This window comes from Variovorax glacialis, assembly GCF_051216375.1.
GTDB lineage: Bacteria > Pseudomonadota > Gammaproteobacteria > Burkholderiales > Burkholderiaceae_C > Variovorax.
Window position 1 is genome coordinate 214894 of sequence record NZ_JBPJZT010000002.1, and the last position, 25191, is coordinate 240084.

Here is a 25191-nt window from a genome sequence, read left to right on the forward strand (position 1 = left end):
TCTATTACTGGAATTGGCTCAGGAAGCGCAGGTCGCCATCGAAGAACAGCCGCAGGTCGTTCACGCCATAGCGCAGCATCGTGAGCCGGTCGGGGCCCATGCCGAATGCAAAGCCGATGTAGCGCTCGGGATCGAGGCCCATATTGCGCACGACGTTCGGGTGCACCTGTCCCGAACCCGCGACTTCGAGCCAGCGGCCGGCCAGAGGGCCACTCTGGAACTGGATGTCGATTTCCGCGCTGGGCTCGGTGAACGGGAAGAAGCTGGGGCGGAAGCGAAGCACCAGGTCATCACTCTCGAAGAAGGTCCGGCAGAAATCGGTGAAGACAACCTTGAGGTCCTTGAAGCTGACGTTCTCGCCGAGCCACAGGCCTTCGCACTGATGGAACATCGGCGAGTGCGTTGCATCGCTGTCGACACGGTAGGTGCGGCCCGGCGCGATCACGCGGATCTCCGGCGCCTTGAGCGTGCCGTTCAGGTCCGCCGCGGCGGCTTCGAATTGCGCGGCGTGCTTCTTGATCTGCTGATGCGCATAGCGCACCTGCATCGGGCTGGTGTGCGGGCGCAGGTTGTACGGAATGCCATCCTCTCCGTCGATGTCGACGTAAAAGGTGTCCTGCATCGAGCGGGCGGGGTGGTTGGGCGGATTGTTGAGCGAAGTGAAGCTGTGCCAATCCGTCTCGATCTCGGGACCGTCGGCCACGTCGAAGCCCATGCTGGAGAAGATTGCCTCGATGCGCTCCATCGTTCGGCTCACCGGGTGCAGGCCTCCTGGTACGCGCCGGCGGCCGGGCAAGGTCACGTCGAGCGCTTCCGCGCGAAGTTGCACTGCAAGTTCTTCGTCGGCCAGTTGCTGTCGGCGTTCGGTAAGAGCCGCTTCGATGGCCTGCTTGGCAACGTTGATGGCCGCGCCACGGGACTTTTTCTCGTCCACGCTCAGGGCCGCCATGCCTTTCATCAGTTCGGTAATGCGGCCAGCCTTGCCGAGAAACTGCGCTTTGGCATTCTCAAGATCGGCCGGCGCCGATGCTGCGGCAAAGGCTGAGCGTGCGGTTTCGACCAGGGAGTCCAACTCGTTCATGGGGAAATCTTCGAAGTGAAAGAGGAATTAGGACTGTCGCAAAGATGAAAAAAGGGCTGGAGCCCTTTCAAGCGCCAGCCCTTGTGCCGTGGGCGCAGGCAGCCATCCTTGGAGACGGCAACCTGCTGTGCAGAATCAAGCAGCCAGCTTGGCCTTGACCTGCTCCACGATGCCGGCAAAAGCGGCCTTGTCGTGCACGGCGATATCGGCGAGAACCTTGCGGTCGATCTCGATACCGGCCTTGCGGATGCCGTTGGCGAACTGGCTGTAGGTCAGGCCCAGTTCACGCGAGGCAGCGTTGATACGTGCAATCCACAGTTGGCGGAACACGCGCTTCTTGGTGCGGCGGTCACGGTAGGCGTATTGGCCTGCCTTCATCACCGCCTGCTTAGCGATGCGGAAGACATTGCCGCGACGACCGCGGAAACCCTTGGCGAGTGCGAGAACCTTCTTGTGGCGGGCGCGAGCCGTTACACCACGTTTGACGCGAGGCATGTGTGTACTCCTTGTTCGTCTGGATTAAATGCCGCTACCGGGCAACATGGCGGCCATCGAAACCATGTTGGTCTCGTGAACTGCCGTTGCACCACGCAGGTGACGCTTGTTCTTAGTGGTCTTCTTGGTCAGGATGTGACGCTTGAAGGCTTGACCGCGCTTGACGGTGCCACCGGGACGAACGCGGAAACGCTTTTTCGCGCTGCTCTTGGTCTTCATTTTGGGCATGTGAATGCTCCTTTAGTTTGTGCTCGTGAGGCGCCGCGGATTCTCCACGGACTTGTTGGCCCCGAGACACTTCTTCATCTCGCCCTAGCCCACACCTTGTAGTGCTGGCAGAGGCGAAATCTCTTCAATCTCTTGCTGCTTAGGCAGCTGCCGGCGCCGGCGCTGCCTCGGCAGGCTGCTTTGGCGCCCCGCCCGCCTTCTTGCGGCCTGGAGCGATCATCATGATCATCTGGCGGCCTTCGAGCTTCGGAAACTGCTCGACAACGATGAGGTCGCCAAGCTCGTCACGAATACGCTGCAGCAATGCGAGACCCAGTTCCTGGTGCGTGATTTCGCGACCGCGAAAGCGGAGCGTGATCTTGCACTTGTCACCCTCATCCAGGAAGCGCCGGATGTTGCGCATCTTGATGTTGTAGTCACCGTCGTCGGTGCCCGGGCGGAACTTGATTTCCTTGACTTCGATGACCTTCTGCTTGGACTTCGCTTCGGCCGCCTTCTTCTGCTCGTGGTACTTGAACTTGCCGTACTCGATCAGTCGGCAGACCGGCGGATTGGCCGCCGCGACAACTTCCACCAGATCCACGTCTTGTTCACCAGCCAGGCGCAATGCCTCGGCAAGACTCACGACACCCAACGGCTCGTTATCGGGCCCGATCAGGCGGACTTCCGGGGCCATGATTTCCCGGTTCAGGCGGTGTTGGCGTTCCTCGCGGTGGCGGCGGTCGCGAAATGCAGTAGCGATGGTCAGAATCCTTCAAACAATTTGCTACACAATGGTAGCTAACACCGTCGAATCCACGCCCACAAGCAGCCTGACCAAAAAAATCAGCCTTTGAACTTGTTCAAAATTCAAAGCTTGTGTTGGATGTCGTGGGCGATCTTTTGGGAGAACGCTTCCACCGACATGGCACCGAGGTCAAGATTGCCTCGGGCGCGCACTGCGACGGCTCCGGCTTCTCTCTCCTTGTCACCTACAACGAGGATGTACGGAAGCTTTTGCAACGAATGCTTCCGTATTTTATACGTAATCTTCTCATTGTGCAGGTCGAGCAAAACTCTAAGCCCTTGATCCATCAGCGTTTTGGCAACATGGGTCGCGTACTCTGCCTGCCCTTCGCTGATGTTGAGCACGGCCACCTGTACTGGTGCAAGCCAAGCCGGCAACGCGCCTGCGTGATGCTCGATCAGCATGCCGATGAAGCGCTCCAGACTGCCAACGATCGCCCGATGGAGCATGACCGGGTAGGCCCGGCCGCTCGTCTCCGTCACGTACTCCCCGCCCAGGCGTTCGGCCGTGTTGAAGTCGACCTGCATCGTCCCGCATTGCCATTGGCGCCCGATGGCGTCCTTCAGCGTGTACTCGATCTTCGGCCCGTAGAACGCACCCTCGCCGGGCGAAATGACGAAGTCCACGCCTGACCGGCGCAGCGCCTCCATCACCGCGAACTCCGCCTTGTCCCAGAGTGCGTCGGAGCCGACCCGGTTGTCAGGGCGCGTCGCCACCTTGTAGAGGATGTCCGTGAAGCCGAAATCCGCGTAGACCTTCTGCAACTGCGCCGTGTAAGCGACACACTCCTCTAGGATCTGGTCCTCGGTGCAGAACACGTGGCCGTCATCCTGCGTGAAACCGCGCACGCGCATGATCCCGTGCAGCGCACCGCTCGGCTCGTTCCGATGGCACTGGCCGAACTCACCGTAGCGCAAGGGCAGGTCGCGGTAGCTTCGCAGGTCCGATTTGAAGATGAGCACGTGGCCAGGGCAGTTCATCGGCTTGAGCGCGTATTCACGCTTCTCCGACTCCGTCGTGAACATGTTTTCGCGGTAGTTCTGCCAGTGCCCCGTCTTCTCCCAGAGGCTCTTGTCAAGAATCTGCGGGCCCTTGACCTCCTGGTAGCCCGTGTCGCGGTAGACGCGGCGCATGTACTGCTCGACCTGCTGCCAGATCGCCCAGCCCTTGGGATGCCAGAAAACGACGCCCGGCGCGGCCTCGTCGATGTGGAACAGGTCGAGTTCCTTGCCTAGCCGCCGGTGATCGCGCTTCTCGGCCTCCTCGATACGACGGATGTAGTCCTCGAGCTGTTTCTTGTCGGCCCATGCCGTGCCGTAGATCCGCTGCAGTTGCTCGTTCTTCGCATCACCGCGCCAGTACGCCCCGGCAAGCTTCGTGAGCTTGAAGACCTTGAGGAAGCGCGTGTTCGGCACGTGCGGGCCGCGGCACATGTCGACGTACTCCTGGTGGTAGTACAGGCCCATCGCCTTCTCGTCGGGCATGTCCTCCACGAGGCGCAGCTTGTAGTCCTCTCCGCGCGACTTGAACACCTCGATGACTTCGTCCCGCGGCGTCATCTTCTTGACCACGTCGTAGTCCTGCGCGATCAGTTCGCGCATGCGTGCCTCGATGGCCTCCATGTCCTCGGGCGTGAAGGGGCGCTCATACGAGATGTCGTAATAGAAACCTTCATCGATCACCGGCCCGATCACCATCTTGGCCGTCGGATAGAGCTGCTTGACGGCATGACCCACCAGGTGAGCCGTGGAGTGCCGGATGATCTCCAGGCCTTCGTCGTCCTTCGGCGTGATGATCTGGAGCTTCGCGTCATGGTCGATGACATCGCTCGCATCGACCAGCCGGCCATCGACCTTGCCGGCGACCGTCATCTTCGCCAGGCCGGGGCCGATGGACTTGGCAACATCGGCCACCGAAACCGGGCCGGGAAACTCGCGACGCGAGTTGTCGGGAAGCGTGATCTGGATCATGAAAAAACCTCGACGAGAAAACAAAAAAGCGCGGTTTGAGACCGCGCTTTGCTTTGGTTCGGGTGCTGGAGATCTCCAGCATGCGCAGCCTACCGGCCTTTTCCTTCACGGAAAAGGCCGCTGAATCCTTGCGGCGTAGTTCGCGGTGTCATAACCAAAGTGCCTTTCTCGCCCTTGTTGCTGCTGAGTCGGAGCTCGCGATTCTATCCGCTACGGCTCAGGATGCAGCGGCCGCGTTCTTGAGCCCGAGCACGTCGATGGACTCGATGGTCGGGGGCTTGGCAAACAGGTCCGGCGCCTTGGCCATGAGAGCCTGCGCGATCGGACCCGTGAGGTGCGCTTGCCGCCCTGCTTCGTCTTCGAATGCGTCGAAGATGCCGAAGGTGCTGGGCGAAAGACGCAAGGCGAACCAGATCGGGGTGGTCTTCTCGTCGCGCGCCATCGCGAGGCCGGCTTCGAGGAAATGCTGGACCTCGGCTTCCTTCCCCGCCTTGGCTTCGAGGCGGGCAAACAGTGCGAACTTGATCATGAAAGTCTCCGGTTGAACACGGTGCGCGGAATTGCGCTGCCGGAGGCGACTCTATGCCCGGCCAGCCGAATGCCCTATTGGCATTTTTGACATCTTTGCTATCGTTATTGCCATGAAGGTCAGCATCCTTGCCCTCGATGGCGCGTTCGACACGGGTCTTGCCACGGTGCAGGACGTGTTCAGCACGGCGAACGAGTTGGCAGGCGCGATCGGCCTCGACGTCGCTCGATTCGATGTCGCCGTGATCGGCATGCGGAGAACGGTGCGTACCGCCCAGGGTCTTCGAATCCCAGTCACCTCGCTGGAAGCCGGGGGCACCCCGGACTGGGTCGTCGTCCCCGCCATCGGCGCCAAGATGCCCGATTCGCTGCAATCCGCTCTTCACAGGAGGGACGTCGCAGATGCAGGCGAGTTCCTGCGAGATCAAGCCGGCCGCGGATGCAGGATCGCTGCCGCTTGCATCGGCACTTTCGTGCTTGCCGAATCCGGCCTGCTGGACGGGCAGAAGGCGACGACGACCTGGTGGCTTGCCTCCCTGTTCAGACAGCGCTATCCGGCCGTGCGCCTGGACGAATCGCGCATGCTGGTGACTTCCGGCCCCTTCGTCACGGCCGGCGCGGCGCTGAGTCACATCGACATGGCGCTCCTCCTCGTGCGTCAGGCAAGCCCGGAACTCGCCGCCCTCGTCGCCAGATACCTGATCGTCGACGCGCGGCCGTCGCAATCGGCGTACGTGATCACGGACCATTTGAGCCACTCGGACCCTACGGTCGAGCGCTTCGAACGCTGGGCGCGCGGCCGTCTTGCCGACGGGTTCTCGCTCGACGATGCTGCCGCCGCAGCGGGAACGAGCAAGCGAACCCTCGCCCGACGCATGCACCAGGTGCTGGGCAAGAGCCCTCTGTCTTACTTCCAGGACCTACGGGTCGAGCGAGCGGTTCACATGCTCAAGACCAGCGACAAGAGCCTCGAGCAGATCGCCGAACTCGTCGGGTACGCCGACGGCGTCACGCTTCGCTCACTGCTGCGCCAGCGCATCGGCCGGAGCGTGCGGGAACTGCGGGCAAGCAGCTAACGAAACAAAAAAGCGCCCTTGCGGGCGCTTTTCGATCCTTCTTGCCGGCGAGCCGGCAGGGGACATCAGTGGAACTGCTCTTCTTCGGTCGATCCGGTGAGCGCGGTCACGCTCGACTTGCCGCCCTGGATCACCGTGGTCACTTCGTCGAAGTAGCCGGTGCCGACTTCCTGCTGGTGCGACACGAAGGTGTAGCCGCGATCGCGCGCTGCGAATTCGGGCTCCTGCACCTTCTCGACATAGGCCGACATACCGCGGGCCACGTAGTCCTGGGCCAGGTCGAACATGTTGAACCACATCGAGTGGATGCCGGCCAGGGTGATGAACTGGTACTTGTAGCCCATCGCGCCCAGTTCGCGCTGGAACTTGGCGATGGTCGCGTCGTCGAGGTTCTTCTTCCAGTTGAACGACGGCGAGCAGTTGTAGGCCAGCATCTTGCCCGGGTGCACCTTGTGCACGGCCTCGGCGAACTTACGGGCGAACTCCAGGTCAGGCGTGCCGGTTTCGCACCACACGAGGTCGGCGTAGTGGGCGTAGGCGATGGCGCGCGAGATGGCTTGGTCGATGCCCTTCTTGGTCTTGTAGAAGCCTTCGGCCGTGCGTTCGCCGGTGAGGAAGGGCTTGTCGTTCTCGTCGTAGTCGCTGGTCAGCAGGTCGGCTGCTTCGGCGTCCGTGCGGGCGATGACGAGCGTCGGCGTGCCGCAGACGTCGGCGGCCATGCGCGCAGCGATCAGCTTCTGCACGGCTTCGGTGGTCGGGACGAGCACCTTGCCGCCCATGTGGCCACACTTCTTGACCGAGGCGAGCTGGTCTTCGAAGTGCACGCCGCCCGCGCCGGCGCGGATCATGGCCTTCATCAGTTCGAAGCCGTTGAGCACGCCGCCGAAGCCGGCTTCAGCGTCCGCCACGATCGGCGCGAAGTAGTCGACGTAGCCCTTGTCGCCCGGGTTCGTGCCCTTGGACCACTGGATCTCGTCCGCACGGCGGAAGGTGTTGTTGATGCGCTCGACGACCGTCGGCACCGAATCCACCGGGTACAGCGATTGATCGGGGTACATCGACGCGTAGCTGTTGTTGTCGGCGGCGACTTGCCAGCCCGACAGGTAGATGGCCTTGACGCCGGCCTTGACCTGCTGCATCGCCTGGCCGCCGGTCAGCGCACCGAGGCAGTTGACGTAGGGCTCGTTGTTCACGAGGTCCCAGAGCTTTTCAGCGCCGCGGCGTGCGAGCGTGTACTCGATCGGGAAGGAACCGCGCAGGCGCACGACGTCGGCAGCGCTGTAGCCGCGCTTGATGCCCTTCCAGCGGGGGTTGGTCGCCCATTCCTTTTCGAGGGCGGCAATCTGCTGTTCGCGGCTCAGTTGTTCTGTGATGGTTTGGGGCATGGTCACTCCAAGGGTTGATTGAGAGGTGGCGCTGTCGCGGCCGTGGGGCCAACTGTACGCCAGTGCGCGACTCTTATGTCTTATAGAAGACATATTTTTGATCGAGCAAAATCAATGACTTACGACTCTTTTTCTCAATGCGGAATAATTTTTCTTGTATTGAGAAAAAATATTGCGGCGCAACACTGCGATATTTCGCGATGCGCAACGACCTTTTCGTGCGTGAAAACCTGCGGCCAAATCGTCAGCGCGGACCGAACCAATCGCCGCTCGAGATCACGGTCCTCCCCCGAATCCGCTCCGGATGAATCTCGTACACCAGGCAGGGCAAGCGTTCGCCACCTGCAACTTCGACGAGCAGTTCGCGCTTGATGTACTCCCCCGAGTCGTCCGGCCTGACCTCTTCCAGCGCATCCAGTTGCACTTCGAGTTCGGGCGCGATGCGGTAGATCTCACCGACCACCTTGCCCGATCCGCCCAGCACCGCGCCGGGGTAGGCACCCAGGTCGTACAAGGTCCCGGCGATGCGAGCATTGGCAACATGCTCCGGCTTCGGATGGAAGCGGGCGATGTCGTTGCGGCCGCCGCAGCGCAGCGTGCCGTAGACGAACACATGGCGAGCCGGGGTGGCGGAATGGGGCATCATCGAATCAGTCCTCTCAACGCTCCCAGTCTATTGAACACCGCACTCCCCGCGCCGGGCCGCCTGGTGGCCTACGGTTGCCTCGCCTTGAGCATGTCGCTGGTCGGCAGCTACGTCGCCCTCTCCAAACCGCTGGTCGCGACCTTTCCCGTGTTGCTGCTCGCATGGCTGCGCTTCGGCATTGCCGCGCTGGCAATGCCCCATTGGCTTCGACGGCCGCCCGGCGAGCCCGTCATGACGGCGCACACGCGAGGGCTGGTTTTCCTCGAGTCCTTCCTCGGCAATTTCATGTTCTCGATCTGCATGCTCTTCGGCGTGAGCCTGACGAGCGCGGTGTCGGCCGGCGTGATCATGGCCTCGATCCCCGCCGTCGTCGCCATTGGCAGCTGGATGTTCCTGCGCGAACGCATCACCGCGCGGGTGGGACTGGCGATCGCCTGCGCGGCACTGGGCATCGGCCTGCTCGCCCTCGCGCCGGGGCAGGCCACCGCGCATTCGAGCAACGCGGCGGCGCCTTCGATGCCGTGGCTTGGCAACCTTCTCGTCTTCTGCGCGGTGGTGTGCGAGGCCTCGTATGCGGTCATCGGCAAGTCGCTCACCGGGCGACTCGGCCCCAAGCGAATCTCCTCGCTCATCAACCTGTGGGGCTTCGTACTGTCCACGCCCTTCGGCATCTGGTTTGCCTTGCGCTTCGATTTCGGTGCCGTGTCCTTCGGCGTCTGGAGCCTGCTGATCGTCTATGCACTCGCAGCGAGCATCTGGACCGTATGGCTCTGGATGACGGGCCTGAAGGGCGTTCCAGCCTCGCAGGCAGGCGTCTTCACCGTGATGCTGCCGGTGAGCGCCGCGGTCGTCGGCGTGCTGGTTCTCGGCGAGAGCTTGTCGATGCCGCAGGTGCTGGCATTCGCGCTCGCGCTGCTCGGCGTGGTGCTCGCGACATGGCCCTCACGCAGAGCCTGACAGCCGACGCTTGTGCTTCGTGCGCACTCCCTAGGGGGAAACACCCCCTCTTTCCCCCTCTGAAAAAACAACAGCCTCCAATGAAAAAACCGCTTTTTCCCTTGGAAACGCTTTTTTTCTCCTTTAGCATCCGCAATGCCGATGGAGACACTGTTTTTCATTGGTGAAAGTGTCCAACCAAAAAAGGAAATCAACCATGGCAACTGCAAAGAAGGCTCCGGCCAAGAAAGCTCCTGCGAAAAAGGCCGCTCCGGCCAAGAAGGCAGCGGCACCGGCAAAGAAGGCTGCTCCTGCAAAGAAGGCGGCACCCGCCAAGAAGGCGGCTCCGGCGAAGAAGGCTGCTCCTGCGAAGAAGGCTGCTCCCGCAAAGAAGCGCACTCCCAACGCTGCGTTCATGAAGGCACTGACCCCCAGCCCGGCACTCGCCGCCGTGGTCGGCTCGACGCCTCTGCCGCGCACCGCTGTCGTGAGCAAGCTGTGGGACTACATCAAGAAGAACAACCTTCAGGACAAGGCCAACAAGCGCAACATCAACGCCGACGCCAAGCTGAAGGAAATCTTCGGCAAGGCGCAAGTGTCGATGTTCGAACTGGCCGCGCTCATCGGCAAGCACGTCAAGTGAGCACGCGGGCGCCTCGCGCGCTCGCATCAAGAAAGCCGGCTTCTGCCGGCTTTTTTTTGGCCCATGGGGGATGACCCCTACCCCCGCGCCTGCGCAGCCTTGGTGATGGCGCTGAGCGTGCCACGCGTGGTGATCACCTCGGGATCCAGCGGAATCTCGATCAGCGTGCCCGTGTCGGCCGCCAGCGCGCGCAGCAGCGCTTCCTCGAACTGCGCAGTCTCGGTCACCTGCTCCGCCGCGTAGCCGTAGGCCCGGGCCAGGGCGCAGAAATCCGGGTTGCGCAACCCGGTGCCGCTGACCTTGTTCGGATACTCCCGCTCCTGATGCATGCGGATGGTGCCGAACATGCCGTTGTTGAGCAGCACGATGATGCTCTTCCCACCGTGCTGCGATGCCGTCGCGAGTTCCTGCCCGTTCATCAGGAAATCGCCATCGCCGGCAATGGTGAAGGCAACGCGTCCCGTCGCGATATTGGCCGCGATCCCCGCCGGCACGCCGTAGCCCATGGCGCCGCTGGTCGGCGCGAGTTGCGTCTTCGATCCCTTCGCGAGCCCGTGATAGCGGAAGTAGCGATGCACCCAGCTCGCGAAGTTGCCCGCGCCGTTGGTGATGGCCGCATCGTGCGGCAGGTGCTTCTGCAGCAGCGCGACCACTTCCACCATGTCGACAGCGCCACGCGGCGTCTCCGCTGGGAGACCGGCCAGCGCCTGGGGTTCCAGGTTCGCGAGGTAGTCCGCATGCGCTGCCGCCGTCCATGCCTCCCACGGCAGTTCCGTCGGCGCGCTCAACACCTCGAGGCTGCGCGCGGCCGAACTCATCCCGGCGTTGATGGCGAGGTCCGCCTGGTAGACCCGGTTGAGCTCTTCCGCGCTCGCGTGGATGTGCACGAGCGTCTGCTTCGACCTCGGCGCTTCGAGCAGCGTGTAGCCGCTGGTGGTCATCTCGCCGAGACGCGGGCCGATCGCGAGGATCAGGTCGCTCTGCTTCACGCGCTCGGCCAGCTTCGGATTGATCGCGATGCCCACGTCGCCCGCATAGAGCGGATGGTGGTTGTCGAAAGTGTCCTGATAGCGGAACGCGTTGGTGACCGGCAGCTTCCAGTTCTCCGCGAAGCGCTGCAACGCCTGCGCGGCCTGCGGCGTCCATCCGCCGCCCCCCGCGATCACCAACGGGCGCTGCGACTTCAGCAACAGCTCCCGCAAGGTGCGCAGCGCGCCGGGATCGCTCCAGGGTTCGACCGCCTCCACGCGGCGCAGTGGACGTGCCGAGGTCGTGGCGCGCAGCATGTCTTCAGGTAACACGACGACCACCGGACCGGGCCGCCCATTCATCGCCGTGGCGAAGGCGCGCGCGATGTACTCTGGAATCCGGTCCGCATCGTCGATGCGCTCCACGCGCTTGGCGAAGCCCTTGGTGCTCGGCCCGAAGAAGCTGCCGTAGTCGACTTCCTGGAAGGCCTCGCGATCACGGAAGTCGCTGCCGACGTCGCCGACGAACAGCACCATCGGCGTCGAATCCTGGAAGGCGTTGTGCACGCCGATCGAAGCGTTCGTGGCGCCCGGCCCGCGCGTCACGAAGCAGATGCCGGGTCGACCCGTGAGCTTGCCGTGCGCTTCCGCCATGAACGCCGCCCCGCCCTCTTGGCGATTGACGACGAAGCGGATGCGCTCGCCATAGGCGTGAAAACCGTCGAGCACCGCCAGGAAGCTTTCTCCCGGGACACCGAAAGCCAGTTCGACACCTTGTTCGACCAGGCACTCGACGATCAGGTGGCCTGCGGGTTGTGATGAGCTCATGTGCGTTGCGCCTCTCTGCTGCAATAGGGTGGGCGAATTATCGGCGTGCCCCGTACCAGCTTGCCTTAATTCCCCAATTGGTTAAATTCGCGCCATGACCGACCAACCCACGTCGCCCGCCGAACCACGTTCGCGCGACGCCGACCGCTCGCAACTCGCGATCCTCGCGTCGGCGCGCGACGAATTCGCGCAGCGCGGCCTCGCAGGCGCGAGGATGGACAGCATCGCCGAGCGCGCAGGGCTCAACAAGCGACTGATCTACTACTACTTCGGCAGCAAGGACGATCTCTTCCTCGCGGTGCTGGAGGGCACCTACGCCGACATCCGCCAAGCCGAGCAACGGCTGCATCTCGATGAAGTCGAGCCGGTCGAAGCCATCCGGCGGCTGATCTCCTTCACCTGGCACTACTACCTCGAGCACCCGGAGTTCATCACCCTGCTCAATAGCGAGAACCTGCATCGCGCCGCGCATCTCAAGCGCTCCGAGCGCATCCAGGAGATGAACTCGCCACTGGTGCAACTTCTCGACGACGTGCTCGAGCGCGGCAAGCGCGACAACCTCTTTCGCGCCGGCGTCGATCCCGTGCAGCTCTACATCTCCATCGCGTCGCTCTGCTACTTCTACCTGTCGAACAACGACACCCTGTCCGCCGTCTTCGGCCGCAACCTGCGCGCGCCCAAAGCCATGGCGCAGCGCCTCTCGCACATGACAGAACTTGTTCTCGGCTACGTGCTGCGCTGATGCGGGTATCTCCTAGGAGCCCGCCCGTTGACGGGCACGAAGGACTTCCTAGAATCGTTAATTCACTTATCGGTGAATTGAAAGCGGCTCGGCCGCCCAGCGACCGATCTCCCGTTTAACCCATCTTCTGCCGATGCTTCGCAACGTCCTGCTTTCGCCTGCACTGCGGCCCTTCCTGCTCATCCTGATGCTGCTGGTGCTGTGGGACATCGCGATCCGGCTCTTCAGGATCCCGGCCTATCTCATTCCCCCGCCGCTTCAGGTGGTGCATCAGCTGATCGCGGAGTGGCCGCGGCTCCTTTCCGAAAGCTGGAAGACCACCCTGGCCACGCTCGGCGGCTTCGGCCTGACGATCGTGATCGGCATCCCGATCGCGATGGTGATCGCCTACTCCCGCGTGGTGGAGTCCTTCGTGTACCCCCTGCTCGTGTTCTCGCAGAGCATTCCGAAAGTCGCGATCGCGCCGCTCTTCGTGGTGTGGTTCGGCTTCGGCATCTTCCCGAAAGTCATCTCGGCTTTCCTCCTCGGCTTCTTCCCCGTGGTGGTCTCCACCGTGATGGGCTTCAAGTCGGTCGAGCCCGACATGCTCGACCTCGCACGCTCGATGGGCGCCAGCCGTCTGCAGACCTTCTTCAAGATCAGCCTGCCGCAGGCCATGCCCGCGATCTTCAGCGGACTCAAGGTGTCGGTCACCCTGGCCGTCGTCGGTGCCGTGGTCGGCGAATTCGTCGGCTCCAACTCGGGCATCGGCTACGTACTGCAGGTGGCCAACGGCAACTTCGACCTGCCTCTGATGTTCGCCGCGCTGGTCGTGCTGTCGAGCATCGGCGTGATCCTCTTCGTGGCTGTCGACCTGGTCGAGCGGCTGATGATTCCGTGGCATGCCTCGCAGCGCCACGCCCAGTGAGTTCCGTGCAACAACATCCAACCAGGAGACAACCATGAAGAAACTGCTTCCTTCGCTGCTGGCAGGCGCCGCCACGGCACTGGCGCTCGCCATGACCCCCGCGCATGCGCAGAACAAGCCGCAGGACAAGGTCACGCTGATGCTCAACTGGTATCTCTACAGCGAGCACGCGCCCTTCTTCCTGGGCAAGGAACGCGGCTTCTACGCCGAGGAAGGCATCGACCTCGACATCCAGGAGGGCCGCGGCTCCGCCGTCACCGCGCAGGCCGTCGCCGCGAAGTCGGCGACCTTCGGCTACATCGACGTCACGACCATGATCAAGGCCGCCGCGAAAGGCGCCCCGCTGAAGTCGACCGGCGTGCTCTTCCAGGTCAGCCCGATGTCCGTGATGGGCTTCTCCGAGAAGAACATCAAGACGCCGAAGGACATCATCGGCAAGACGGTGGCCGTCACGCCGGGCGACTCGATGTCGCAGATGTGGCCGCTGTTCCTGAAGGCCAACAACATCCAGGCCGACCAGGTGAAGATCGTCTCGGGCGATGCCCAGACCAAGCTCAACGCGGTCACCAACGGCCAGGCCGACCTGCTGCTCGGCTACGTGATGGACCAGGCGATCAAGCTGCAGGACGCCACCGGCAAGCCCGTCACGCCGATCCGCTTCGCCGACTCGGGCGTCAACCAGATCAGTTCCGGGATCATCACCAACAAGAACCTGCTCACCGAGAACCCCGACCTCGTGAAGCGCTTCATGCGCGCCTCCACGCGCGCGGCCGAAGCCGCGGAAAAGGACCCGGCAGCGGCGGTCGACGCGATGCTCAAGGCCAACCCGAAGGCCGGCGTGCGCGACACGCTCATCGTCGGCATGAAGCAGAGCGTGGCGCTCTATCACACCAAGGACACCGCGAACCAGCGCCCGTACCGCGTCGCGATGAAGGACGTCAACGACTCGCTCGACCTGCTCGTGCAGTACGGCGGCATGGATGCGTCGACCCGCGGGAAGCCCGAAGACTACGTGACCCTCGACTTCCTCCCCACCAACTGAGACTGCCGCCTCGCGCCCCACTTTCCACGCTCTCCATGGCCCATGACACATTGATCGAAGCGCGCGGCGTCTCGAAGATCTACCAGAGCAAGGATGGCCCGGTCGAATCGCTGAAGCCGCTGGACTTCTCGATTCGCGAAGGCGAGTTCGTCTCCGTGGTCGGACCGTCCGGCTGCGGCAAGAGCACCTTGCTGAAGATGGTGGCGGGGCTGCTGCCCATCAGCGGCGGCACGCTCAGCCTCGCCGGCCAGCCGATCAAGGGTCCGCAGAAGGACGTCGGCATCGTGTTCCAGAGCGCTGTGCTGCTGGCGTGGCGCAGCGTCGAGGACAACATCCTGCTGCAGGCCGAGATCCGTCATCTGCCGAAGGCCGCCGCGCGCGAACGCGCTCGCGAGCTGATGAAGATGGCGGGGCTCGCAGGATTCGAGAACAAGTATCCGTGGCAGCTCTCCGGCGGCATGCAGCAGCGCGCCTCGATCTGCCGTGCTTTGCTGCACGACCCCTCGGTGCTCCTGATGGACGAACCCTTCGGCGCCCTCGATGCGATGACGCGCGAGAAGATGAACCTCGAACTGCAGCGCATCTGGTCCGCCTCGAAGAAGACCGTGCTGCTCATCACGCACAGCATCCCGGAGGCGATCTTCCTCTCCGACCGCGTGATTGTCATGAGCGAACGCCCGGGAACGATTGCCGCCGTCTACGACATCGACCTGCCGCGGCCCCGCCCCCTCGACGTCATGGGCACCGAGCAGTTCGCTTCCTATGCCCGCACCCTGCGCGCGCATTTCTTCGCGCAGGGCCACCTCGACGCGCACTGAGGCCTCCCCGTGTCCGCAGTGCCCACTTCTTCCGCGCCGCCTGTGCGAGTGCTCGCCGTCGAGTTCGGCGTGCGGCCGATGACACTGCGCCTGCCCTTCAAGTTCGGCGCCGTCACGCTCACACGCTGCCCGCAGGTGTTCGTGCGTGCCACGGTGGATTGCGGCACGCACGGCGCCGCCGAGGGCTGGGCGGCCGAACTGATGGTGCCGCGCTGGTTCGACAAGCGCGACGGCCTCAGCCAGGAGGACAACGTGCGCCATCTTCAGCAGGCGCTGGAGACCGCGGCCGAGGCCTACAAGTCCGGCGCACCGCTGCCGCCATTCGGGTTGTTCGAGCGGCACTACGCAGCGTTGATGGCGCATGGCGCATCCCTTGGCATGACGGCACTCTCCACCGCCTTCGGCCAGGCCGTGCTCGACCGCGCGGTCCTGGATGCCCTGTGCCGGGCGCTGCAGATCCCCGTCTACGAGGCGTTCCAGCGCAACCTGGTCGGCATGGCGGACACGTCGCTGGTCGATGACCTGCACGGGTGGGATTGGAGCAACTGGCTCGCCGGGCTTCAACCGGCATCGCACCTGCATGCGCGCCACACGGTCGGGATGCTCGACGCGCTGGAGGGCGACAACGAGGACGCCGCAGGACTACCGACCAGCCTCCCGGCCGTCGTACGCAGCTACGGACACCGCTACTTCAAGATCAAGCTCGGAGGCCAGCCCGAAGCCGATCTTGCGCGGCTCGATGCAGTTCTCGCGACGCTGGACGCCGTGGCGCCGGGCCATCAATTCACCCTCGACGGCAACGAGCAGTACGCAGACATGCGGGCCCTGAAATCCCTGTGCGACGGCTTGCGCGCGCTGCCGAGGCTCGCGGCACGGCCCGAGGCCCTCCTTTACCTGGAGCAACCGCTTCCGCGCGATGCAAGCATGGATATGTCGCTGACCGCACTGGACGCACCGGCACCGCTGCTGCTCGACGAAGCCGACGGAACGCTCGACGCCTTCGCCATCGGGCGCCGGCATGGCTGGCGCGGGGTTTCGAGCAAGGCGTGCAAGGGCCTCTACAAGGCGGTCATCAACCGAGCGCGCTGCGACCAATGGAGTCTCGCCGCCGACGCGGGCAGCAACGGCTTCTTCATGTCCGCCGAAGATCTGACCTGCCAGGCCGGCCTCGCCGTGCAACAGGACCTCGCACTTGCATCGCTGCTGGGGCTGGCCCATTGCGAGCGCAATGGTCATCACTATGTCGACGGCTTCGGCGATGCGCCCGCCGAAGAGCAGTCCGCTTTCGCCGCCGCGCACGGCGACCTGTACGAAACCGGCGCCGGTCGCCCGCGCCTTTCCATTCGCGACGGCCGACTGGCGATCGCTTCGCTCGCCAGCCCCGGGTTCGCCCACCTCGCCGACCCCGATTTCGAAAGCCTGCAACCGCTCTCGCAAGCGCCTGCCCTGGTGTAGACGCCCCTTTCCTCCCAACACCGACACACACACACAGCGGAGAACCCCATGGCACAACAACGACTCGGAATCATCATGCACGGCGTCACCGGACGCATGGGCATGAACCAGCACCTGATCCGCTCCATCGTCGCGATTCGCGCGCAAGGCGGCGTGACGCTCTCCAACGGCGACAAGGTCATGCCCGACCCCATCCTGATCGGCCGCAATGCCGACAAGATCGAGGCGCTCGCAAAGGCCCACGGCATCGCGCGCTGGGGCACCGACCTCGACCGCGCGCTCGAGAACAAGGACGACACGATCTTCTTCGACGCCGGCACCACGCAGATGCGCCCCACCTTGCTGGCCAAGGCCATCCGCGCCGGGAAGCACGTCTATTGCGAGAAGCCGATCGCAACCAACCTCAACGAAGCCGTCGAGATCGCGCGCCTCGCCGATGGTTCGGGCCTCAAGCACGGCGCGGTGCAGGACAAGCTCTTCCTCCCGGGCCTGCGCAAGCTCGACATGCTTCGCCGCGCCGGCTTCTTCGGCCGCATGCTTTCGGTGCGGCTGGAGTTTGGTTATTGGGTGTTCGAAGGCGACCTGCAGCCCATCCAGCGCCCCTCGTGGAACTACCGCAAGGAGGACGGCGGCGGCATGATCCTCGACATGATGTGCCATTGGCGTTATGTGCTGGACAACCTCTTCGGCGAAGTGCAGTCGGTGTCCTGCCTCGGCACCACGCATATTCCCAAGCGCTGGGACGAGGAAGGCAAACCCTACGAAGCCACCGCGGACGACGCGGCCTACGCCACCTGCGAGCTCAAGGGCCACAACGGCGAGCCGGTGATCGCACAGATCAACATGAGCTGGGTCACCCGCGTGCGCCGCGATGACCTGGTGACCTTTCACGTCGACGGTACGGATGGCTCCGCTGTGGCGGGCCTCTCGTCGTGCCGGGCGCAATCGCGAGTCGCCACGCCGCGACCCGTGTGGAACCCGGACGAGAAGCAGACGATGAACTTCTTCGACCAGTGGCAGGAGATTCCGGACTCGCAGGTCTATGACAACGGCTTCAAGATCCAGTGGGAGCACTTCATCCGCCACGTGGCCGAGAACGCGTCATACAAATGGACGCTGCCCGAAGGCGCCAAGGGCGTGCAACTGGTGGAGACCGCCCTCGAAAGCTGGAAGGACCGTCGCTGGGTCGACGTGCCCGAACTGAAGATCTGAGGGTTGCCATGGCCATCGCACTCACCCTTCCCACTGCGAGCGGCGCCCTTGCGCCCTATACGCTGCGCGGCACCTCGCCGGTCAAGCCGCCGGCAGGCGTCCGATTCGATCGCATCGCCTACTCGGCCGCGCACGTCGTCGCCGATCCGCTGGTATCCATCGATCCATGGCTCCAATGTGCGGTCGACTGGGATGCCACCATCGGCTATCGCCGCCACCTCTGGTCGCTCGGCCTCGGCGTTGCCGAAGCCATGGACACCGCCCAGCGCGGCATGGGCCTGGACTGGCCGACCTCGCTCGAACTCATCCGACGCTCGCTCGATGCGGCGAAGGACGTGCCCGGTGCGCTGGTCGCCTCCGGTTGCGGCACCGATCACCTGAACCTCGACGACATCCGAAGTGTGGACGATGTGATCCGCGGCTACGAGGAACAGATGGCCGCGATCGAGGCCCTCGGCGGCAAGCTGATCGTGATGGCCAGCCGCGCGCTCGCCCGCGTCGCCAAGAGCCCCGCCGACTACGAGCGCGTATACGACCGCATCCTGTCGCAGGCGAAACAGCCGGTGGTGCTGCACTGGCTCGGCGACATGTTCGACCCCGCCCTGGCCGGCTACTGGGGCTCGGCCGATGTCGACCGCGCGATGGACACCGCCCTCGGCATCATCGCGGCGCATCCCGACAAGGTCGACGGCATCAAGATCTCCCTGCTCGACAAGGACAAGGAAATCGCGATGCGTCGCCGTCTGCCGCCGGGCGTTCGCATGTACACGGGCGACGACTTCAACTATGCAGAGCTGATCGCCGGTGACGGCCACGGCGCGGAGCCGACGCACGGCAAGAGCGACGCGCTGCTGGGCATCTTCGACGCCATCGCGCCGGCCGCGAGCGCGGCGCTGGGCGAACTCGCGCAGGGCAAGGTCGAGAAGTTCCACGCCATCCTCGGCCCAACCGTGCCGCTGTCGCGCCACATCTTCGCGGCGCCGACGCGCTTCTACAAGACAGGCGTCGTCTTCATGGCCTGGCTCAACGGCCACCAGAGCCACTTCACGATGGTTGGCGGCCAGCAGAGTACGCGTTCGCTGCAGCACCTGGCCGAGCTGTTCCGGCTGGCCGACGCGGCCAACCTGCTGGAGCAGCCCGATCTGGCGGTCAAGCGGATGAAGACGCTGCTGGCGCTCCATGGCGTTGAAAGCTGATCAGTCATGCGTGATTTCTCGCAAAACCACGACTGGCTGTCGATCAACACGGCGACGGTCCGCAAGCAGATCGGAGCCGAAGTGCCGCTCGACCGCATCATCGACCAGTGCGCCGCGCGCGGCATCCGCGCCATCAGCCCCTGGCGCGACCAGGTGGCCGGCGTGGGGCTCGATAGGGTCGCGAAGCAGCTCAAGGCGCACGGCATCGGGTTGTCGGGTTACTGCCGCGGGGGCTTCTTTCCCGCAGCCGACGCGGCCGGGCTGAATGCAGCGCTCGACGACAACCGCCGGGCCATCGACGAAGCGAAGACGCTCGACGCACCCTGCCTCGTTCTGGTCGTCGGCGCCTTGCCGGGTGCGCTGGAAGGCAAGGCGCTCTACAAGGACATCGGACGCGCACGCGGCGAGGTGCGTGATGGCATCGCCGCGTCGCTCGACTACGCGCGCAAGGTCGGGATGCCGCTCGCCATCGAGCCCCTGCACCCGATGCAGGCGGCCGACCGCGCCTGCGTCAACACACTGGAGCAGGCGCTCGACCTCTGCGACGAACTCGATCCGGCGCGCTCCGGCATGCTCGGCGTCGCGGTCGACATCTATCACGTGTGGTGGGACCCGAAGCTGCAGCACCAGATCGCCCGCGCCGGCAAGAAACGCCTGCTCGCCTACCACGTGTGCGACTGGCTCACGCCCACCCGCGACCTGCTCTCCGATCGCGGGATGATGGGCGACGGCGTGGTCGAGTTGAAGAAGATCCGCGGCTGGGTCGAGGCGGCCGGTTTCCAGGGCTTCAGCGAAGTCGAGATCTTCTCGGTGCTCGATTGGTGGAAGCGCACCGGCGAGGAAACGCTGGACACCTGCATCCAGCGCCACAAGGAAGCTGTGTGACGCGCGCGGTTGTGCTGCAATTCGCCGCATGGCCGCACCGACCCTCGATGACCTGCGCCGCTACGCGGTAGCGCGCACGCTCTTCAACGCCACCTCCCTGCCGCAGGCCATCCGGCGGCTCGGCTTCGTGCAGGCCGACCCGATCCGTGCACCCGCGCGCGCGCAGGACCTGACCTTGCGCCACCGCGTCAAGGACTACCACGCCGGCGATCTGGAGCGCCGCTACGCGCGACTTCCGATCGAGGAAGACTGCCTCGTCAACTACGGCTTCCTGCCGCGCGAGCATCTCGCGCTCATGCACCCGCGCGAGGCGGCCCGTGCCTGGGACGCCGAGACGCGCCGCAAGGCCGCGGACGTGCTGGCTTTCGTGCGCGAGCGCGGACCGGTCCATCCGCGGCTGGTGGAACAGCATTTCGCGCACGGCCGGGTGACGAACTACTGGGGCGGCTCGAGCAATGCAACGACGCATCTGCTGGACGGCATGCATTACCGCGGCATGCTGCGAGTGAAGCGGCGCGAAGGGGGCACGCGGATCTACGAGGCGGTGACGCATCCTCCCGCCGACGACAGCCCCGCCGCCCGTGCGCGACGCGCCGCGGCCCTGATCGATCTGGTGCTGCGCAAGTACGCACCTCTGCCGTCCTCCAGCCTGACCTACCTCGTGCGCCTGCTGGGCTACGGCGCGCCGCACCTTTCCGCGCAGACGCAGGCGGCCCTGCGCCTGGCGCGCGACGAATTCGCCAGTTGCCACATCGACGGCACCACCTGGTACTGGCCGGCCGACGAGAACCCGGCTTCGCGCCGCCATGCGCCGGACGAGTCGCTCCGTCTCCTCGCGCCCTTCGACCCCGTCGTGTGGGACCGCCGGCGCTTCGAACTGCTCTGGGGCTGGACGTACAAGTTCGAGGCCTACACACCGGCGCCCCGACGGCAGTTCGGCTACTACGCCTTGCCGGTGCTGCTGCACGATCGTGTGATCGGATGGGCCAACCTATCGTTCCTCCAGGGGCAGCTGCAGCCCACCTTCGGCTATGCCGGCAAGAAGCCGACCGGCCCCGCGTTCCGGGCGGCGGTCGATGACGAGTTGCATCGGATGACGGCGTTTCTCGCCGGGCGCCCCGATCCCCGCCCGCAAGCCGAGGGCTTGCCGCTTTCGTGACAGCGCGTTTTCGCCGTCTTGCCTAGAATCTGCCTCGTTCCGGCTTAGGCCGGAACAGCGTTCTCAGGGCGGGGTGCAATTCCCCACCGGCGGTGATGGCGGCGAAAGCAGCACGAGCCCGCGAGCGCCTGCGGCACGCCATGTGTTGCAGGGTCAGCAGACCTGGTGAGATCCCGGGGCCGACGGTCACAGTCCGGATGAAAGAGAGCGCGATCCCGTTGCCGGGCCCGTGCGTTTGCGCGCGTGCCGGGTTTCGGGTTCGTGCGCCCTGATTCAGGAAAACCTTTAAAAGGCACACCATGAGTCAGATCAACGACCTTCCCCTCTCCGCCATCCCGGCATCGGATGCGCCGCGCGGCCAGCGCATCGCCTTCGTCCAGGCGCAATGGCATTCGGACATCGTCCACCAGGCGCGCGACGCCTTCCTCGCCGAAATGAAGCGCCAGGGCGTGCCGCTCGACACCATCGACGTGTTCGACGTGCCGGGCGCGTTCGAAATCCCGCTGCATGCCAAGCGGCTCGCGACCTCGGGCCGCTACGCCGCCATCGTCGGCTGCGCGCTGGTGGTCGACGGCGGCATCTACCGGCACGAATTCGTCGCGGGCACGGTGGTGAATTCGCTGATGACGGTGCAGTTGGAGACCAACGTGCCGATCCTGTCGGCCGTGCTCACGCCGCATCATTTCCACGAGCACATCGAGCATCGCAAGTACTTCCACGCCCACTTCGCGGTCAAGGGCACCGAAGCGGCCGAAGCCTGCGTCAAGACCCTCGACGGCCTGCGCCGCGTCGATGCGCTGATCGCCGCTTGAGTTCCGCACGAAGCGGTGTAGGCTTTTGGCGATGGATGCCATACCGACGCCCTACACCCTCTACGGTGCGCCCGGTTCAGGCGCCACCCCGGTGCATGCCGCGCTCACCCTGATCGGTGCGCCGGTCGAGGTCGTCGACGTGGCGCCCTGGAAAGGCGAAGCCGAGCGCGAACGGTTGCGCCACGTCAATCCGATGCGCCAGGCGCCGGTACTGGTGCTGCCCTCCGGGGAGGTCATGACGGAGAGCGCGGCGATCCTGATCTGGCTCGGCGACCGGTATCCGGAAGCGGGCCTCGCGCCCCGCGTCGGCGACCCGGTGCGCGCGCAATACCTGCGGTGGATGACCTACATCCCCGCCGCGATCTATTCGATGTTCTGGGTGCGCGACGAGCCTTCCCGGCTTGCCGCCGATGCGAAGGGCGAAGCGATCATCCGTGAACGCACCGCGGACCGCATCGCCGAGTGCTGGCGCCTCATGGACGCCCAGGTGCCGAGCGGCACGCCCTACTTGCTGGGCGATCGCATGAGCATGCTCGACATCTACGTGACGGTGGTGTCACGGTGGACGCCGCGTCGCAGCCGCTTCTATCGCGAAGCGCCGCGCATGGCCGAGGTGGTTCGTCGGGTCGACACGGATCCTCGCCTCGCCGACTTCTGGGCGGCGCGCTTTCCTTTCACGCCGGATTGGGAAGGTCCGGCGGACTGAACAACGCAGAAAATAGCGCGATGCCATCCACGTCTTCCAACATCACCATCTTTCACAACCCCGCGTGCGGCACTTCGCGCAACACGCTGGCGTTGATCCGCGACAACGGCTTCGAGCCCGACATCGTCCAGTACCTCAAGACGCCGCCGACCAAGGCGCGGTTGCGCGAGCTCGTGAAGTCCATGGGCGTCCCGGTGCGAGACATGCTGCGGCAGAAGGGAACGCCCTTCGACGAACTCGGCCTCGGCAACCCGAAGTGGACCGACGACCAGCTCCTGGATTTCATCGTCGAGCATCCGATTCTCCTGAACCGGCCCATCGTCGCCACGCCGATCGGAACCCGCCTGTGCCGGCCTGCCGAGCAGGTGCTCGACATCCTGCCAAACAAGTAGCGCGAGCCGCAGGCGCGCGTCAGGCCGAAGCCGGGACCAGCGCCTCGCGCCGGACGCGCCGCACGTTGAACGCGCTGGCGATCAGCACCCCCTGCACCACCGCCAGCCCGACAATCACGCTCGCGTACTGGCCATGGTCCATCAGCCGGCCGAAGATCAGCGGCGCCACGGCCTGCCCGATATCCAGGCCCGCATAGACCACGCCATAGACACGGCCCGTGGCGTTCGCCGGCGTCGAGCGCTTGACCAGCAGGTCGCGCGAAGGCCCGGCAATGCCGGCCGCGAAACCCATCGCACCGAACATCACCGGCACCAGGAAGGGCGCGAAGTCCGCCAGGGCGAGCACAAGCGCGATGACCGCCGCCACGCCGAAGCCGGCACCGACGATGCGCTCGCAGCGCGAGGGGTCGGACGCCAGGAACCCACCCACCACCATGCCCGCCGCGCTGGCGACCATGTAGATGGTCAGGCAGATGGCGATCAGCGTGAGCGGCACGGCGTGCAGGCGCCCCGCAGCGGCGGGCGCGAAGGTTTGCACCACGCTCAACGCCATCGCGTAGAAGAAGAAGAAACCGAAGCACATCCAGACCGCCGGGATCTTCAGGAAAGCGAACTCGCTGCCTCCGGCGCCATCGGTGCCGGTCGCCTTCTGCACTGCCTTCACGTCCAGCGCGAACACGCTGCGATTGACCCACAGGATGAGAAGCACGACCACCGCCACGGTGCCCGCCGACGCCAGCGCGACGCGCCACGAGAAAGCCATGGCCAGCGGCACTACGAAGGCGGGCGCCAGCGCCCAGCCCAGGCTGCCGGTGATGCCGTGCACGCTGTAGGCATGGCCAAGCCGCGTCGGCGCCACCTTGCGATTGAAGAGCGTGTAGTCGACCGGATGGAAGACCCCGTTGCCCACGCCCGCCACCACGGCGCAGCCGAGCAGCATCCAGTAGCTTTGCGCCATTGCATACCCGAAGGCCGCGAGACCGAGCATGCCGAGGCCCACGAACAGCACCGGCCGCGGGCCGAGCTTGTCGACGATGAAGCCCGAGGCCGCCTGCACCATGCAGGAGACGACGAAGAAGACAGTGAGCACGGCGCCCAGTTCGGTATAGCTCACGTTGAACGCGTCCTTGAGCCAGGGGAACAACGGCGGCAGGACGAGCTGGCTGAAGTGGCTGACGGCGTGGGCCAGGCCGACGAGGCCGATCAGCTTGGCGTCGGAGCCCAGGGTGGTCGTGGCTGCGGGCGCGTGAGTGGAAGACATGGATTGCAACAAGAAACTGGGACGGGCGTCGATCCTAAGGCGGCACGGCGCGGCAGAATGGCGATACAGAGACAACATTTGTCGAAACCATGCCGTCCACAGCCGTCCCGTCCCTGGAACCCGCCGACACGGCCATCAGACGCCCGACTCCGCCCTACCCCGCCCCAACCACCAGCGTCGGGCCGCTGACGCCGCATCTCTACGAGCCGACCGCCCTGCGGCCGCTCCGGGCCAAGGAGCACTTCCTCAAGGCCGACACATTCGTCGAGCTACACCGTCATCCGTGGCCGCAGCTCACCTTCTCGACCCGCGGCGTGATCCGCCTGAGCACCGAGGACGGCAGCTACATCGTGCCGCCGTCCCGCGCCCTGTGGGTGCCGGCGGACATGTCGCACAGCATCACCCTGATCGAGGACGCCGAGCTGCGGACGGTCTATCTGCACAGCTGGCTCGGGCCGACCTGGGAGAAGTGCGAAGTGCTGGAAATCAGCCCGTTGATGCGGGCGCTGATGCTGGCGCTCGACACCACGCCGGACGGCCTGCCGCCGGCCGATCCGCACGCGGCGCAGCGCGAACGCTGGATCGCGCCGCTGCTCGTCGACGAACTCGAGCGCGCGACGCAGATCCGCATCGACGTGCCACTGCCTTCGGACAAGCGGCTGCGCCAGCTGTGCGAGGCACTGCTGCGCAACCCCGCCAACCGTGCCACGCTGGCGGAGCGCGCCGACGCGATCGGCGCCAGCGAGCGCACGGTGGCGCGCCTGTTCCGCGATCAGCTCGGCATGAGCTGGCAGCAGTGGCGACAGCAAGCCGTGCTCGCGCATGCACTGCCCCTGCTCGCGCGTGGGATGGCGGTGAGCCAGGTGGCATCGGCGAGCGGCTATGCGACCGACAGCGCCTTCTGCGCGATGTTCAAGGCGGCGACGGGGCAATCGCCGACGGCGTTCCAGCACAAGCGGAAGCCGTAGCCGACCCAGAGTCGCAACGGCGCGTGCTGCTTTCGTATCATCGCCGGGTGCATCTCCCACCCATT

Annotated in this window: 25 protein-coding genes, 1 pseudogene and 1 riboswitch; of the genes and pseudogenes, 16 read left to right on the top strand and 10 right to left on the bottom strand. The window is 64.9% G+C overall.

Annotated features, from left to right (window positions below; genetic code table 11):
* Positions 1-4 precede the first annotated feature (4 nt).
* The 6 genes from pheS to ACSFBL_RS05435 form a co-directional block, all read right to left on the bottom strand.
* Complete coding sequence (gene pheS / locus ACSFBL_RS05410; RefSeq protein WP_435514730.1) at positions 5-1081, bottom strand: phenylalanine--tRNA ligase subunit alpha; 1077 nt, start codon at positions 1079-1081, stop codon at positions 5-7.
* 135 nt (positions 1082-1216) lie between these two features.
* A complete protein-coding gene (gene rplT, locus ACSFBL_RS05415; protein WP_028253492.1) occupies positions 1217-1576 on the bottom strand; it encodes a 50S ribosomal protein L20 in 360 nt (119 codons plus the stop codon).
* A gap of 24 nt (positions 1577-1600) precedes the next feature.
* Entirely contained in the window at positions 1601-1804 is a 204-nt protein-coding gene (gene rpmI, locus ACSFBL_RS05420; RefSeq protein ID WP_028253491.1) for a 50S ribosomal protein L35, read from the bottom strand.
* Between the two features lie 139 nt (positions 1805-1943).
* Complete coding sequence (gene infC / locus ACSFBL_RS05425) at positions 1944-2555, bottom strand: translation initiation factor IF-3 (RefSeq protein ID WP_435515321.1); 612 nt, start codon at positions 2553-2555, stop codon at positions 1944-1946.
* A 98-nt stretch (positions 2556-2653) separates the two neighbouring features.
* On the bottom strand, positions 2654-4561 hold the full coding sequence (gene thrS / locus ACSFBL_RS05430; protein WP_435514731.1) for a threonine--tRNA ligase: 1908 nt from the start codon (positions 4559-4561) through the stop codon (positions 2654-2656).
* A 217-nt stretch (positions 4562-4778) separates the two neighbouring features.
* A complete protein-coding gene (locus ACSFBL_RS05435) occupies positions 4779-5090 on the bottom strand; it encodes a putative quinol monooxygenase (RefSeq protein WP_435514732.1) in 312 nt (103 codons plus the stop codon).
* Positions 5091-5202: 112 nt separating this feature from the next.
* Between ACSFBL_RS05435 and ACSFBL_RS05440 the strand changes: the two genes are divergently transcribed.
* On the top strand, positions 5203-6165 hold the full coding sequence (locus ACSFBL_RS05440) for a GlxA family transcriptional regulator (RefSeq protein WP_435514733.1): 963 nt from the start codon (positions 5203-5205) through the stop codon (positions 6163-6165).
* 65 nt (positions 6166-6230) lie between these two features.
* Here ACSFBL_RS05440 and aceA read toward each other — a convergent pair whose 3' ends face one another.
* Both aceA and ACSFBL_RS05450 read right to left on the bottom strand, forming a co-directional pair.
* Positions 6231-7550: an isocitrate lyase gene (gene aceA, locus ACSFBL_RS05445; protein WP_435514734.1), complete on the bottom strand. Its 1320-nt coding sequence runs from the start codon at positions 7548-7550 to the stop codon at positions 6231-6233.
* Between the two features lie 244 nt (positions 7551-7794).
* Entirely contained in the window at positions 7795-8193 is a 399-nt protein-coding gene (locus tag ACSFBL_RS05450; protein ID WP_435515322.1) for a gamma-glutamylcyclotransferase family protein, read from the bottom strand.
* A 33-nt stretch (positions 8194-8226) separates the two neighbouring features.
* Here ACSFBL_RS05450 and ACSFBL_RS05455 point away from each other — a divergent pair, with 33 nt between their 5' ends.
* Positions 8227-9153: a DMT family transporter gene (locus ACSFBL_RS05455; RefSeq protein ID WP_435514735.1), complete on the top strand. Its 927-nt coding sequence runs from the start codon at positions 8227-8229 to the stop codon at positions 9151-9153.
* A gap of 196 nt (positions 9154-9349) precedes the next feature.
* Positions 9350-9775: an SWIB/MDM2 domain-containing protein gene (locus ACSFBL_RS05460; protein WP_435515323.1), complete on the top strand. Its 426-nt coding sequence runs from the start codon at positions 9350-9352 to the stop codon at positions 9773-9775.
* 77 nt (positions 9776-9852) lie between these two features.
* On the opposite strand, the gene ACSFBL_RS05465 is transcribed toward ACSFBL_RS05460, so the two are convergent.
* Positions 9853-11571 (bottom strand): thiamine pyrophosphate-binding protein, encoded by a 1719-nt coding sequence (locus ACSFBL_RS05465; protein ID WP_435514736.1) that lies wholly within the window; start codon positions 11569-11571, stop codon positions 9853-9855.
* 94 nt (positions 11572-11665) lie between these two features.
* On the opposite strand from ACSFBL_RS05465, the gene ACSFBL_RS05470 reads away from it, so the two are divergent.
* From ACSFBL_RS05470 to arsC, 12 genes and pseudogenes are all read left to right on the top strand, one after another.
* Positions 11666-12313: a TetR/AcrR family transcriptional regulator gene (locus tag ACSFBL_RS05470; RefSeq protein WP_435514737.1), complete on the top strand. Its 648-nt coding sequence runs from the start codon at positions 11666-11668 to the stop codon at positions 12311-12313.
* A 133-nt stretch (positions 12314-12446) separates the two neighbouring features.
* Entirely contained in the window at positions 12447-13220 is a 774-nt protein-coding gene (locus ACSFBL_RS05475) for an ABC transporter permease (RefSeq protein ID WP_435514738.1), read from the top strand.
* A gap of 34 nt (positions 13221-13254) precedes the next feature.
* Complete coding sequence (locus ACSFBL_RS05480; protein WP_435514739.1) at positions 13255-14262, top strand: ABC transporter substrate-binding protein; 1008 nt, start codon at positions 13255-13257, stop codon at positions 14260-14262.
* A 35-nt stretch (positions 14263-14297) separates the two neighbouring features.
* Positions 14298-15080 carry an ABC transporter ATP-binding protein gene (locus ACSFBL_RS05485; RefSeq protein ID WP_435514740.1) on the top strand — a complete coding sequence of 261 codons (783 nt, stop codon included), beginning with the start codon at positions 14298-14300 and terminating at the stop codon, positions 15078-15080.
* Positions 15081-15098: 18 nt separating this feature from the next.
* Complete coding sequence (locus ACSFBL_RS05490) at positions 15099-16535, top strand: enolase C-terminal domain-like protein (protein WP_435514741.1); 1437 nt, start codon at positions 15099-15101, stop codon at positions 16533-16535.
* Positions 16536-16583: 48 nt separating this feature from the next.
* Positions 16584-17747 carry a Gfo/Idh/MocA family protein gene (locus tag ACSFBL_RS05495; protein ID WP_435514742.1) on the top strand — a complete coding sequence of 388 codons (1164 nt, stop codon included), beginning with the start codon at positions 16584-16586 and terminating at the stop codon, positions 17745-17747.
* A gap of 8 nt (positions 17748-17755) precedes the next feature.
* Positions 17756-18943 (top strand): dihydrodipicolinate synthase family protein, encoded by a 1188-nt coding sequence (locus ACSFBL_RS05500; protein ID WP_435514743.1) that lies wholly within the window; start codon positions 17756-17758, stop codon positions 18941-18943.
* A 6-nt stretch (positions 18944-18949) separates the two neighbouring features.
* Positions 18950-19828, top strand: a complete 879-nt coding sequence (locus ACSFBL_RS05505; protein WP_435514744.1) for a sugar phosphate isomerase/epimerase family protein — start codon at positions 18950-18952, stop codon at positions 19826-19828.
* Between the two features lie 28 nt (positions 19829-19856).
* Positions 19857-20987: a DNA glycosylase AlkZ-like family protein gene (locus tag ACSFBL_RS05510; protein ID WP_435514745.1), complete on the top strand. Its 1131-nt coding sequence runs from the start codon at positions 19857-19859 to the stop codon at positions 20985-20987.
* A 55-nt stretch (positions 20988-21042) separates the two neighbouring features.
* Positions 21043-21200: riboswitch (FMN riboswitch) on the top strand.
* A gap of 86 nt (positions 21201-21286) precedes the next feature.
* A complete protein-coding gene (locus tag ACSFBL_RS05515) occupies positions 21287-21799 on the top strand; it encodes a 6,7-dimethyl-8-ribityllumazine synthase (protein ID WP_435514746.1) in 513 nt (170 codons plus the stop codon).
* A 31-nt stretch (positions 21800-21830) separates the two neighbouring features.
* Complete coding sequence (locus ACSFBL_RS05520) at positions 21831-22505, top strand: glutathione S-transferase family protein (protein ID WP_435514747.1); 675 nt, start codon at positions 21831-21833, stop codon at positions 22503-22505.
* A gap of 20 nt (positions 22506-22525) precedes the next feature.
* A pseudogene (gene arsC / locus ACSFBL_RS05525) lies at positions 22526-22888 on the top strand (arsenate reductase (glutaredoxin)); the annotation flags it as partial.
* A 28-nt stretch (positions 22889-22916) separates the two neighbouring features.
* On the opposite strand, the gene ACSFBL_RS05530 reads toward arsC, so the two are convergent.
* The gene (locus ACSFBL_RS05530) at positions 22917-24158 is read right to left on the bottom strand and encodes an MFS transporter (protein WP_435514748.1); all 1242 of its coding nucleotides are present in this window, start codon (positions 24156-24158) and stop codon (positions 22917-22919) included.
* 89 nt (positions 24159-24247) lie between these two features.
* On the opposite strand from ACSFBL_RS05530, the gene ACSFBL_RS05535 reads away from it, so the two are divergent.
* Positions 24248-25126, top strand: coding sequence for an AraC family transcriptional regulator (locus ACSFBL_RS05535; protein WP_435514749.1), 879 nt, complete (start codon positions 24248-24250; stop codon positions 25124-25126).
* The last annotated feature ends 65 nt before the right edge of the window (positions 25127-25191 follow it).

Bases quoted from the DNA above. Each gene is read 5' to 3' on its own strand.
- pheS (WP_435514730.1), bottom strand. From the start codon at position 1,081: ATGAACGAGTTGGACTCCCTGGTCGAAACCGCACGCTCAGCCTTTGCC.
- rplT (WP_028253492.1), bottom strand. From the start codon at position 1,576: ATGCCTCGCGTCAAACGTGGTGTAACGGCTCGCGCCCGCCACAAGAAG.
- rpmI (WP_028253491.1), bottom strand. From the start codon at position 1,804: ATGCCCAAAATGAAGACCAAGAGCAGCGCGAAAAAGCGTTTCCGCGTT.
- thrS (WP_435514731.1), bottom strand. From the start codon at position 4,561: ATGATCCAGATCACGCTTCCCGACAACTCGCGTCGCGAGTTTCCCGGC.
- ACSFBL_RS05435 (WP_435514732.1), bottom strand. From the start codon at position 5,090: ATGATCAAGTTCGCACTGTTTGCCCGCCTCGAAGCCAAGGCGGGGAAG.
- ACSFBL_RS05440 (WP_435514733.1), top strand. From the start codon at position 5,203: ATGAAGGTCAGCATCCTTGCCCTCGATGGCGCGTTCGACACGGGTCTT.
- aceA (WP_435514734.1), bottom strand. From the start codon at position 7,550: ATGCCCCAAACCATCACAGAACAACTGAGCCGCGAACAGCAGATTGCC.
- ACSFBL_RS05450 (WP_435515322.1), bottom strand. From the start codon at position 8,193: ATGCCCCATTCCGCCACCCCGGCTCGCCATGTGTTCGTCTACGGCACG.
- ACSFBL_RS05460 (WP_435515323.1), top strand. From the start codon at position 9,350: ATGGCAACTGCAAAGAAGGCTCCGGCCAAGAAAGCTCCTGCGAAAAAG.
- ACSFBL_RS05465 (WP_435514736.1), bottom strand. From the start codon at position 11,571: ATGAGCTCATCACAACCCGCAGGCCACCTGATCGTCGAGTGCCTGGTC.
- ACSFBL_RS05470 (WP_435514737.1), top strand. From the start codon at position 11,666: ATGACCGACCAACCCACGTCGCCCGCCGAACCACGTTCGCGCGACGCC.
- ACSFBL_RS05475 (WP_435514738.1), top strand. From the start codon at position 12,447: ATGCTTCGCAACGTCCTGCTTTCGCCTGCACTGCGGCCCTTCCTGCTC.
- ACSFBL_RS05480 (WP_435514739.1), top strand. From the start codon at position 13,255: ATGAAGAAACTGCTTCCTTCGCTGCTGGCAGGCGCCGCCACGGCACTG.
- ACSFBL_RS05485 (WP_435514740.1), top strand. From the start codon at position 14,298: ATGGCCCATGACACATTGATCGAAGCGCGCGGCGTCTCGAAGATCTAC.
- ACSFBL_RS05495 (WP_435514742.1), top strand. From the start codon at position 16,584: ATGGCACAACAACGACTCGGAATCATCATGCACGGCGTCACCGGACGC.
- ACSFBL_RS05500 (WP_435514743.1), top strand. From the start codon at position 17,756: ATGGCCATCGCACTCACCCTTCCCACTGCGAGCGGCGCCCTTGCGCCC.
- ACSFBL_RS05505 (WP_435514744.1), top strand. From the start codon at position 18,950: ATGCGTGATTTCTCGCAAAACCACGACTGGCTGTCGATCAACACGGCG.
- ACSFBL_RS05510 (WP_435514745.1), top strand. From the start codon at position 19,857: ATGGCCGCACCGACCCTCGATGACCTGCGCCGCTACGCGGTAGCGCGC.
- ACSFBL_RS05515 (WP_435514746.1), top strand. From the start codon at position 21,287: ATGAGTCAGATCAACGACCTTCCCCTCTCCGCCATCCCGGCATCGGAT.
- ACSFBL_RS05520 (WP_435514747.1), top strand. From the start codon at position 21,831: ATGGATGCCATACCGACGCCCTACACCCTCTACGGTGCGCCCGGTTCA.
- ACSFBL_RS05530 (WP_435514748.1), bottom strand. From the start codon at position 24,158: ATGTCTTCCACTCACGCGCCCGCAGCCACGACCACCCTGGGCTCCGAC.
- ACSFBL_RS05535 (WP_435514749.1), top strand. From the start codon at position 24,248: ATGCCGTCCACAGCCGTCCCGTCCCTGGAACCCGCCGACACGGCCATC.